At 38.5% G+C, this 7,378-nt stretch carries 8 protein-coding genes; 4 read left to right on the top strand and 4 right to left on the bottom strand.

The window, feature by feature from the left end; genetic code table 11:
- Positions 1 to 262: 262 nt before the first annotated feature.
- The gene (locus PSN35_RS05170) at positions 263 to 883 is read left to right on the top strand and encodes a TetR/AcrR family transcriptional regulator (RefSeq protein ID WP_300030417.1); all 621 of its coding nucleotides are present in this window, start codon (positions 263 to 265) and stop codon (positions 881 to 883) included.
- A gap of 4 nt (positions 884 to 887) precedes the next feature.
- On the opposite strand, the gene secF is transcribed toward PSN35_RS05170, so the two are convergent.
- The 4 genes from secF to serS are packed head-to-tail and all read right to left on the bottom strand — an operon-like array spanning position 888 to position 5,319.
- On the bottom strand, positions 888 to 1,814 hold the full coding sequence (secF, locus tag PSN35_RS05165; RefSeq protein WP_300030414.1) for a protein translocase subunit SecF: 927 nt from the start codon (positions 1,812 to 1,814) through the stop codon (positions 888 to 890).
- Entirely contained in the window at positions 1,811 to 3,664 is a 1,854-nt protein-coding gene (secD, locus tag PSN35_RS05160) for a protein translocase subunit SecD (protein WP_300030411.1), read from the bottom strand. Before secD ends, secF begins: the two co-directional genes overlap by 4 nt.
- A 17-nt stretch (positions 3,665 to 3,681) precedes the next feature.
- A complete protein-coding gene (gene yajC, locus PSN35_RS05155) occupies positions 3,682 to 4,017 on the bottom strand; it encodes a preprotein translocase subunit YajC (protein WP_300030408.1) in 336 nt (111 codons plus the stop codon).
- Between the two features lie 9 nt (positions 4,018 to 4,026).
- Entirely contained in the window at positions 4,027 to 5,319 is a 1,293-nt protein-coding gene (serS, locus tag PSN35_RS05150; RefSeq protein ID WP_300030405.1) for a serine--tRNA ligase, read from the bottom strand.
- 84 nt (positions 5,320 to 5,403) lie between these two features.
- Here serS and PSN35_RS05145 point away from each other — a divergent pair, with 84 nt between their 5' ends.
- The 3 genes from PSN35_RS05145 to trxC all read left to right on the top strand — a co-directional run bounded on the left by PSN35_RS05145 (position 5,404) and on the right by trxC (position 7,084).
- Entirely contained in the window at positions 5,404 to 5,691 is a 288-nt protein-coding gene (locus PSN35_RS05145) for a rhodanese-like domain-containing protein (protein ID WP_300030402.1), read from the top strand.
- A 76-nt stretch (positions 5,692 to 5,767) separates the two neighbouring features.
- Positions 5,768 to 6,433 (top strand): hypothetical protein, encoded by a 666-nt coding sequence (locus PSN35_RS05140; protein ID WP_300030399.1) that lies wholly within the window; start codon positions 5,768 to 5,770, stop codon positions 6,431 to 6,433.
- Between the two features lie 228 nt (positions 6,434 to 6,661).
- The gene (gene trxC, locus PSN35_RS05135; protein ID WP_300030396.1) at positions 6,662 to 7,084 is read left to right on the top strand and encodes a thioredoxin TrxC; all 423 of its coding nucleotides are present in this window, start codon (positions 6,662 to 6,664) and stop codon (positions 7,082 to 7,084) included.
- Positions 7,085 to 7,378: the final 294 nt, after the last annotated feature.

Here is a 7,378-nt window from a genome sequence, read left to right as displayed (position 1 = left end):
GCTGCTTTTATTTTCATATTTCCTTATCCTTTTAAAATTATGCATTAGAAGCGACTTTCCAATCCTTATGACATGGAAAACCAGCTTCAACATAGTGTGGTCATTTTGAATTCCGAGCTTTTCTCATTCCTCTCTCCTCATGTTTAAAAAACTCTGAATTTATTATATACACAAAATTAGAATGAATGTTCATTTTATTTATAAAAATAAGTTACTGTGTTAAAATTAAAACCATCGTCAACTTAATTTATAATACATACATATGTTTTTCTACACAAAAAATACAAAAAAACAATGTACTTTTAATACGGCGGATAAGATTAATGAGGCCGCATTGACACTATTTGCAGAACATGGTTTTTTTAATACATCAATACACCATATACAGAAAAAATCACAAGTAAGCATTGGCTCAATTTATCATCATTTTGGCAGCAAAGAGGCTATTGCGGATAGCCTGCAAAAGAAAATTCTTGAGCAAATGGAGGAGTCATTTATTGATGTTATTAATCAATACGATACATTCCAAGAAAAATATTATCATATTATAGAATTACTATTTTTAATGACTGAGAGCGAACCCAGGGCTATGCAGTTTATTTTTCATTCAAAATACTCTGAATATAGCAAGCTTTCTAAATCAATATACCAATCAAAGCCTTTTTCAGCTATTCATAAAGAAGTGAAAATTCATTGCAAGAATAGCATTATAGATCAAAAAATACACTCGGTCGATTTGACCATGGCACTACTGTTTGGTTTTGCAATTCAACTCATCCAATTAAGACTAGACAAGGTTATGGTTAAGCCAATCACGTTAGAAATAGATACCGTATTTAATGCTGTTTGGAATGGGGTTTGTTCAGAAAAACAGGCCATTTAAAAAATTAAGGCCTAGTGTCAATTTCTTGTTTTTCCTTTTCAGAAGGCAGCATATCTTCTTTAGTAATGCCCATGGCAAGAATCATCGAGCTGGCTACATAGATAGAGGAGTAAGTACCAATCAGCACACCAATTAACAATGCAATAGCAAAGCCGTGGATAATCTCTCCACCCAAAAAGAACAAGGCTAACAACACCAATAGTGTTGTGACTGAAGTCATGATGGTTCTTGATAATGTTTGATTGAGCGCACCATTAATAATTTTGGCCGGATCCACGTGTCGGGTTGACAAAAAATTCTCACGAATTCGATCAAATACTACAATAGTATCGTTTAAGGAATAACCAATAACTGCCAGAATAGCGGCCAATACCGTTAAATCAAATTCAATTTGAAACAGAGAGAAAACGCCCAAAGTAATCATCACATCGTGCACCAAAGCTGTAATCGAGCCCAAAGCAAAACGATATTCAAAACGAAATGCAACATAAATCAAAATACCAATCAAAGCGTACAGCATCGCCAAACCGCCATCATTAGTCAACTCTTCACCCACTTTAGGGCCAACAAACTCCACACGTCGGATGTCCACATCATCGCCCAATAGACGAATAATTTTAGTGCTTAATTTCGCACTTGAGATGGTTTGCGGCTCAAGGCGAATTAGAATTTCATTGGTTGAGCCAAAATATTGTACATTGGCACTTTTAAAATTAGCCTGATCAAGCGTTGTTCTAACTTCTGATAGATCAACCCCTTGCTTATAACCCACTTCGATAAGTGTGCCACCGGTGAAATCAATACCAAGTTTTAATCCGTTTGTGGCTAATGAAAAAACACTTGCTGCCAACAATATGGCAGAAAAAATAATGGCATAAGTGCGCTTGCCAACAAAATCAATGGTTGGAATATTTAAAGCTTTCATACTCATATTGAAATCTCCTCTAATTTTTTACCGCCATAAATTTTATTAATAATGGCGCGCGAGACAATAATGGCTGTAAACATCGAAGTCACAATGCCAATTGACAGCGTGATGGCAAAGCCTTTAATTGGCCCAGTGCCAAAACTAAACAACACTAAAGAGGCAATTAGCGTGGTGATGTTTGCATCAGCAATAGTCAGCACAGCTTTATCATAACCAGCAGCAATGGCTTTTTGAATGTTGCTATTTGAGCCCAACTCCTCTTTGATGCGCTCAAAAATAAGCACGTTAGCATCAACCGCCATACCAACAGTCAATACAATACCTGCAATACCTGGCAATGTTAGGGTTGCCTGTAAGAGTGACAAGACTGCCACAATCATCACTAAATTAAGCGTTAGCGCAATATTAGCCACCATGCCAAATACACGGTAACGTACCGCCATAAAGACTAATACCAAGATAAAACCAATCACCACACTCATCACACCTTTGGCAATATTATCTGCACCTAAACTTGGGCCAATGGTACGCTCCTCAATAATTTCAATCGGTGCAGATAGTGAGCCTGCTCTTAATAAGAGTGCTAAATTTCTAGCCTCTCTAGCGCTATCAATCCCGGTAATCTGAAATCTTGAAGAGAATGTCCCTTGAATGGTTGCCGCATTAATAATATCTTGTGTGGTAGAACGCTTCTTAACCAATTTATCGTTTTCTAAAACCGTTTCAACTTTGTTTTCAATAAAAACCACCGCCATACGATGATGAATGTATTTTTTGGTCGTATCAAGCATGGCTCGACCACCCGCGCTATCCAAAGTAATATTAACCATTGGCGTTGCATTTTCAGAATCAACTCCTGAGGCAGCACCAGTAATATTTTCACCCGTTGCAATAACGCGAGTTTTTAACAATAGTGGGCGTCCATCTCTAAAATAATATAGCTTTGAGCCAATGGGTGTCTTGCCTGACTGAATCGCAGTTTGGGGATCATTCTTTTCATCCACTAGACGAAATTCCAAAGTAGCCACTGCACCCAAAATCTCTTTGGCGCGTGCCGTATCTTGCACACCTGGTAATTGCACAACAATACGCTCTAAACCTTGCTGCTGAATAATAGGCTCGGCCACACCCAGTTCATTAACACGATTACGAAGCGTGGTAATGTTTTGCTTTAGTGCATTACTTTTTGCCTCTGACTGTGCGCTCTCGCTAATACCAATAGCAACCTGCAATGGATTGTCTGATGGTACATCCAAAATAACCAAATCAGTTAACTCAGATTGAATCAACTTCAAGCCTTGTGTTTTTGCATCATCTGTTTTGAACAGCACCGCCAAATTGTCGTCTTTAATATCAACACGCTTATACAAACGATCTTGGCGCAATAAAGTACGCAATTCATTATAAGACTTATTCAGCGACATATTAATCACCGCCTGCATATCCACTTCCAATAGGAAATGCACACCACCTCGAAGATCCAATCCTAATGACATCGCCTTACCACCCACATCAGCCAGCCAGGCTGGAATAGATGGCGCCAAGTTCAGCGCTGTGACATAGTTACGGCCCAAATCTTGCTTCAACACCTCTTTGGCGCTTAATTGAGATTTATTATCAGAAAATCTAGCCAGAATTCGACGCCCTGTTAACTCAACCGACTTGTAGCTAATGGTCTGAGTGTTCAGTGACTGTTTAACCTTGTCCAAATCAGCTTGTGTCAAAACAGCATCGCCATTAGCAGAAATTTGAACAGATAAATCAGAGCCAAAAATATTTGGCAATGCATACAAGGCACTTAACAATAAGAAAAACGCAATCAGCGTATTTTTAAGAGCGGAAAACTGATTCATAACAAGCCTAGAGTTAATTAAAGTGTTGCACTACCTTTAGGTAATTTCTGGTTAATGCCTTGCTTTTGCACCTTAACCACAACGCCATCGGCAATTTCCAATGTCGCAAAAGATTCATCAACAGAAGCAACCCTGCCAACAATACCGCCGTTGGTAACCACTTCATCACCTTTTTTAAGGGCTGCTAATAATGTTTTGTGCTCTTTGGCGCGCTTCTGTTGTGGTCTGATGAGTAAAAAATACATCAGCACAAACATAATAATCAAAAACGGTAGTCCGCCTAATGGATCACCGCCGCCAGTTGCTGCACCTTCTGCAAATGCAGGGCTAATAATTAAATCTAATAAATTCATGTTACTCTCCTATTGTGTAATAAATTCTAAGCCACCCATGTAGCTTTGTAAAACGCTTGGGATTTTAATACTGCCATCAGCCTGTTGATGATTTTCTAAAACAGCCACTAAAGTACGCCCAACTGCCAAACCAGAGCCATTTAATGTGTGTAGTAACTCAGGCTTGTTGGTTTCTTTATTCTTGTATCTAAGTTGTAAACGGCGTGCTTGAAAATCCTCAAAACAAGAACAAGATGAAATCTCACGATAGGCACTTTGCCCAGGTAGCCAAACTTCTAAGTCATAAGTTTTTGCCGCAGAAAAACCTAAGTCGCCAGCACACAAGTTCACCTTTCGATAAGGCAACTCTAGTGCTTGCAAAATACCTTCAGCATGCCCAGTGAGCTGTTCTAATGTTTGATAAGAATCTTGCGCTTTAACCACTTGCACAAGCTCAACCTTTTCAAACTGATGTTGGCGAATTAAACCACGTGTATCACGCCCATAAGCGCCCGCTTCAGATCTAAAACTTGGCGTGTGACCAACAAATTTCAAAGGCAGTTCTTTTTCATTCACCAGGGTGTCGCGCATCATATTAGTGATTGGCACCTCACCAGTTGGTATCAAGTACAATGTTTTAGCATCGCCCTCTTCACCATGCAAATGGGTTTTAAACAAATCTGCCTCAAATTTAGGTAATTGACCTGTGCCCGTCAGTGATTCACTATTAACCAAATAAGGTACGTAAGCTTCAGTATAGCCATTAATCTCACTATGTTGATCCAGCATAAACTGGGTCAAAGCGCGATGAAGTCGTGCAATTTTTCCTGTCATCACAGAAAAGCGTGCACCGGAAATTTTAGCTGCCGTTTCAAAATCAAGGCCGTGCATCTCGCCTAAATCAACATGGTCTTTAACTTCAAAATCATACTGCCCTGGCTCACCCCATTTTGACACTTCAACATTATCATCTTCAGAGTTGCCCGCTGGTACAGAATCATGAGGAATGTTTGGCATAGATAGCGCAATATCATCAATTTGCACTTGAATCGATTGCAGCTCTGATTTTGCTGCATCAAGCTCATCACCTAGGTCAGCCACAGAGGCTAATAACGGCTTAATATCTTCGCCAGCAGCTTTAGCCTTGCCAATAGATTTTGATTGGGTGTTGCGCAGATTTTGCAACTCTTGAGTTTTAACCTGATTTTTTTTACGACTATTTTCTAGTGCAGATAACGCCTTGATATCAAAGGAAAAATTTCGTTTTTGTAGCGCCTTAGCAACAGCGTCTACATCATTTCTTAGTTGCTTTTTACTCAGCATTGTTATATAATGGTTTCCTTATATTGATTTAAATCTCTAATTGACCTAGAGCTTTTAAATAAAACTTATTCGGGAAATTATACTATGTTTAACTCATTTTCGTCCGCTGATGCGTGCAAACTATTAGCCAATGGCGCTCAACTTGTTGATGTTCGAACTGCGGCGGAATTTTCTCGTGGTGCACTGCCAAATGCAATCAGCTTACCACTTCAAGGCATCATGAACGCTGCTAATGTAATCGATAAAGACAAAGCCATCGTACTTTATTGCCTAAGTGGTGCACGCTCAGCAACGGCTAAAAATTATCTTATTCAAATGGGTTTTAACGAAGTGCATGATCTAGGCTCGTTCAAAAACTACAACTGCGAATAACGCCCGCATTAATTACCGGCAAATACACCCAATTTGCTTGTTAAAATTCTCAACTATTGAATTAACATAATGCAGTATGAGAGTTAAAAGTACCTGGCACAAATCTCAAGTTAAAACCATTGATGACATTGCTGGCGCCTTGGCATTTAACTCTTGGCGAATTACCAAAAACCAGCTAGAAGATTTAATTAACGAGGCCTTTGTTATTGAAAAGGCTCAGGTATTTGATGTTATCCGTGAATACATGTGTTATCTCATTCAATGTGTGGATCGCCTAACCTTTGACGTGCTGGATACAAAGCAACGTCAAGAGCTTATTATTGCACTCGCCAAACAATCGGCAGATTATTATCACGAAAATAAACAAGAGCGCATTGGCCCAGGCGATCATTGGCAAGAATTTATCCAAACTTATAATGCCCGCAGTCAAGATTATAGCGATTATGAATTCAAAGATGGCGAACCAAACTATTTGTTCATGCGTTATTTTGCAGAAAAAGTTCAAAAATCCATGACTGATGCCGATGAAAAATGGATTGTTCAACAAATCTGTGAAATACAAGCACCAAAAGCATTCAAAGCACTTAATAAAAGTGTTCAGCAATTGGTGTCTGTTGAAAGTATCGTTTCAACCAAAGAGAAAATTAAACGTAAAGAAAACAAAGTGCCACGTTCAAAGCGCAAATCCACGCGTCAAGATACACCGCTTAAAAACACCTCATCCAGTGATCACATTACCTAACTTGTAATTTGGTTCACTTGTCCATAGATAATAATTAATACCAATAAAATCTAATACCATTTTCAAGAATAAAATGAATAATATAGTGCTTATAATCGCCCCACTAATTGACCTAAAAATACCTGTGTTACTTATTGATAACACAGGTATTTTTAGGTCAATTAGTGGGTATGAGGATGAGTGCTAGATTGTTTAGTTTATTTTTGAAAATGGTATAAGGACAAATCTATGATTACAATGTGCACAAGTTGCGGTGGACTAAATAAAATTCCCACAGAGAAATTAAACAGCAATCCAAATTGTGGAAAATGCAAACAACCTTTATATAAAGGTGAGCCAATTTCAATGACAGGCACACAGCTCACCCGAGCCATTGAAAAAACAGACGAGCTTTTGGTGGTTGATTTTTGGGCGACTTGGTGTGGGCCGTGCAAGCAATTTGCACCTACTTTTAAACAAGCAGCCAATCAACTTGAGCCAAAAGCACGCTTTATCAAGATTGAAACTGAGGCTGAGCAGGCGATTTCTGCCAAATACAGTATTCGCTCAATTCCAACCTTGGTCATATTTAAAAACGACAAGGAAATTGATCGTGTATCGGGTGCATTAAGCGCACCAGACTTTAGCAATTGGGTAAATCAACACACATAAAGCTTAAATATCATCCATTTTAAATATTTCCTAAATTTTTAAAATAGCAAAAACAAACGCTCATTTTATTGTGAAATAACATTAAAAACAGATATTTTTAACTGAATTTAAGGGCTTTTAGACATTACTTTAAACATTAGCTGCGTAATTAATCTAAATATAGCGCTCTAAATGGTGAATTCGCATCATAAGTGCACAACTTTCAATTCTCTAGCATCGATGCCAGTCATGCTATAGAATACCTCAAAAGGTGTTCTATAGCTCAAACATTTTCTAGGTCTTGAGTTAAGGCTG

Origin of the sequence: Candidatus Thioglobus sp. (assembly GCF_028599055.1) — a bacterium.
Classification (GTDB): Bacteria; Pseudomonadota; Gammaproteobacteria; order PS1; family Pseudothioglobaceae; genus Thioglobus_A.
Note: the sequence above shows the minus strand (reverse complement) of the source record. Positions and strands in the feature narration are given on the sequence as shown.